The organism is Patescibacteria group bacterium (assembly GCA_038063375.1).
Lineage (GTDB): Bacteria > Patescibacteriota > Minisyncoccia > Phycocordibacterales > JANLHH01 > JANLHH01.
In genome coordinates this window covers 1-3557 of the sequence record JBBTVG010000030.1, presented here as the reverse complement: position 1 = coordinate 3557, position 3557 = coordinate 1, and the positions used below count along the sequence as shown (strand labels likewise).

4 protein-coding genes are annotated in these 3557 nt (G+C 47.0%); 2 read left to right on the top strand and 2 right to left on the bottom strand.

The window, feature by feature from the left end; all coding sequences use genetic code 11:
• Nucleotides 1–131 precede the first annotated feature (131 nt).
• Nucleotides 132–470 carry a hypothetical protein gene (locus tag AAB523_03265; GenBank protein ID MEK7556273.1) on the bottom strand — a complete coding sequence of 113 codons (339 nt, stop codon included), beginning with the start codon at nt 468–470 and terminating at the stop codon, nt 132–134.
• A gap of 70 nt (nt 471–540) precedes the next feature.
• Between AAB523_03265 and AAB523_03260 the strand changes: the two genes are divergently transcribed.
• A complete protein-coding gene (locus AAB523_03260) occupies nt 541–2025 on the top strand; it encodes a RelA/SpoT family protein (GenBank protein ID MEK7556272.1) in 1485 nt (494 codons plus the stop codon).
• Here AAB523_03260 and AAB523_03255 read toward each other — a convergent pair whose 3' ends face one another.
• On the bottom strand, nt 2026–3123 hold the full coding sequence (locus tag AAB523_03255; protein ID MEK7556271.1) for a ParB/RepB/Spo0J family partition protein: 1098 nt from the start codon (nt 3121–3123) through the stop codon (nt 2026–2028).
• Between the two features lie 117 nt (nt 3124–3240).
• On the opposite strand from AAB523_03255, the gene AAB523_03250 reads away from it, so the two are divergent.
• Nucleotides 3241–3492: a GIY-YIG nuclease family protein gene (locus AAB523_03250; GenBank protein ID MEK7556270.1), complete on the top strand. Its 252-nt coding sequence runs from the start codon at nt 3241–3243 to the stop codon at nt 3490–3492.
• Nucleotides 3493–3557 lie beyond the last annotated feature (65 nt).

Below are 3557 nucleotides of genomic sequence, written 5' to 3'. Positions count from 1 at the left end.
CATTGTTTTCTTAGGTGCGAAGCGACTTAGAAAACAAGAAGTGCCCGTGTGGTGCCCATAACCCCAGAGACTCTAGAACTCAAGAAAAAAACGGTTGATCACATGATCAACCGTTTTATGTAACATATCCACTATCGTACCTCTTTAATGAGCTCACGCGCGACGACCATTTGACCTCCGCATTCCTTACATACATACGGTATGTCATCAAAATTAACGACGGAAGAGAAGCAGTCTTCGCAGGCAAACATATTATTACGCTCGGTAACGCCGAAACGATCGTAGAACGAGATGAACGTGAAGGCTTTTTCACACGCTGTGATGCTGGACAAGATGCTCTTGAGGGCAGCCTTGTCGGGAGCACTGGTGAGTTTTCTCCTGGCATCTTCAAGGGAGCAATTCTCTAAGTGCGCCATGGTGTTACCGATTACATCAAGCTCACAAAAAGGGCATTTGGGGCTTGTATTCATGGGTACCTCCTTTTCCAAAGACCGAGTATATCAACTTGAAAACCATCTATTTCAGAGTATAGTGATAAATATGAGCAATGTCAAAGATATTATCGGTTTAATGAAAAACCCCTCTTCAAAAGATGTGGCGCTTGTCACAAAGGCTTTTGCCGTGGCGCAAAAAGCGCACGAAGGACAGACGCGTCTCACGGGGGAACCCTACATTGAACACGTCTTTGAAACAGCCAAAACACTGGCACAACTGCACATGTGCGCAGAGTCAATTGCGGCAGGACTCTTGCATGATACCCTGGAAGACGGGCGGCTTTCGGCGGAAGACCTCAAAAAAGAATTCGGTGAGGGAATTTTTTTCCTGATCAACGGGGTTACCAAGTTGGGAAAACTCAAATATCGCGGTCTTGAGCGGCACACCGAGAGTTTGCGAAAACTTTTCGTGGCAACTGCAGAAGATGCCCGAGTACTCATCATTCGCCTTGCGGACCGGCTCCATAACGTACGGACGCTCGCGGGGCATGCTTCTCCCGAAAAAAGAGCGCGTATCGCGATAGAAACACTGGAGATATTCGTACCTCTTGCGGACCGCCTTGGAATGGGACACCTGCGAGGTGAAATGGAGGATTACGCGTTTCCCTACGCCTATCCCGAAGAATACAAAAAAGTGACGGAACTGCTCAAGCAGAAAAGCAAACTGAATCAGCAGTATCTTGAAAAAATACACCGCTCGCTCTCAAAAAAGCTTGCCGAACAGGGTCACACCCACGTCAAAATAGACTATCGCATTAAGCGCATGTACAGCTTGTTCAAAAAACTTCAGCGCAATGAAATGGATATTGATAAGATCCACGACGTCGTTGCGCTACGCGTTTTAGTGCCCACAGTCGGAGACTGCTACAGCGTGCTCGGCATTGTCCATAACATATGGAGACCGCTTCCCGGGCGAATCAAAGATTACATTGCAACCCCGAAATTGAATGGCTACCAAAGTCTGCACACTACCATCTTTACGGGCGATGGAGGCATTGCTGAGATCCAAATTCGTACCAAAGAAATGCACGACGAAGCTGAATATGGTATCGCTTCACACCTTTCGTACAAGGAAACGGAAGACGGCACAGAGCACCTGCAAAAACGCTTTGAAAAACAATTGCCCTGGATCAAACAGCTTTTGGAGTGGCAGAAAAATGTACCCCAATCGGGAGAATTCATGGAACACCTGCGGACTGAATTCTTCAAAGATCGTGTCTTCGTGTTCACTCCCGATGGGGACGTGATTGATCTGCCGGAAGAATCATCTCCTATTGATTTTGCTTACGTGATTCACACGGATATCGGCAACCACCTCTCCGGGGTAAAAATAAACGGAAAGATGGTATCGTTGGATACTAAATTAAAAACGGGAGACATTATAGAAATTGTAACAAAAAAAGGCGCGCACCCAACCACGAAATGGCTCAAGTACGCGAAAACCGCACTGGCAAAAAAACAGATTCGCTCCGAAACGGCGAATGAAGGACTCTCCCTGAAAAGCTTTTTCCCGAATCTTGGGAAAAAATGACTAGATTGAAAAATTTTTCACCGAATATAGACCGTCGTCTTCTGTAGTTGGAGTGGCTTCTTTTTCAGTGACGACTGTCTTAATGGGGGCGGCTTCGTCCTCTTCTGGGGGCTCGGTATCCATTCCTTCTATTGCCACTCCGACAGAAGACTCTTCATCTGCTGTCGCCATAACCTGCCTACCGGCAGGCATGACCGGCGGTGTGGAAAATACGGTGCTTGTAGCGGCACTTTTCTGCATTATTTCCAAAAGATTGCGAAGGTCATCATTAGAGAAAAAATCTATCATGATCTTTCCACCCACTTCTCTTCTGTCAATCTGCACCCGCGTTCCTAAAACGCCTTGCAACTGCTCTTCTATTTCCACGATTTCAGGGTCAAACGCCCGGTCTTTTTTGCGCACTTTGTCATACGCAATGCGGCGCGCGATCGCTTCCGCTTCCCGAACCGTCATTTTCTTGTAGGTAATTTCTTTAAAGAGCGTTAATTGTTCTTCCACTCGATCAACAAGCATCATGAGGGGGCGTGCGTGTCCTTCCGTGATCCGACCCGCCGTAAGCGCATCCAGTATTTCCTGCGGGAGTATGAGAAGACGAAGCGTATTTGAAACATACTCGCGGCTCTTCCCTACTTTCTTCGCGATTTCGCCGTGCTTGAAACCAAATTCATCCACGAGCCGCCTAAACGCAAAAGCGCGGTCAACAGGATTTAGATCTTCTCGTTGCAAGTTCTCAATGATGGCAAGTTCAAGTTTCGTGCGGTCGTCGTCTTCCGTGGCGCGGATGACAACCGGTACTTGGGACAAGCCTGCGAGGCGCGAAGCGCGCAACCGGCGTTCTCCGGCGATAAGCTCGTATTCAACGGCAAGCCCGCCGTCTTCTTTTTCAATTTCACGCCGTGTTACCACGAGCGGCTGCAGCACGCCGTACTGTTTGATGGAGTCGGCAAGCTCACGCAACTTCGCTTCGTCAAATTCTCGACGCGGCTGATACGGATTCGGCTTTATCTTGCCTGTATCAATATGAAAAATTGAATCATTGTAAAACAATTGGGACATGTGCCGTAAATGCTTAGTGTGGTAATACCTGTATTTTAACATATCTTTCGCAAGTGCAAAAATTGATTTTTGCGCAAACTTTACGTAAGATAGTGTTTACTTGCCGGAGTGGCCTGCCTCGACTTGACATCGAGTCAAGGCGGGCGGAATAATATATACATGTCACCGTGGTTTGTATACATTTTGAAAAGCAAGGAACAAAGAAAATTCTACACGGGAAAAACAGATGACCTCGAAAAGAGACTGCTTGAACACAACAGTCGGAACAATAAAGGCTACACTTCTCGCTTCCAACCTTGGGTCCTTGTTTATAGCGAAATACAACCCACTGAGAAAGTAGCTTTGCGCAGAGAGAAATACTTTAAGTCAGCAGCGGGAAGAAGGTGGTTAAAAAGAAATGTAGGATTATAAAAAAGTAATATTGCCGGAGTGGCGGAATTGGTATACGCGCACGACTCAAAATCGTGTCTCGCAAG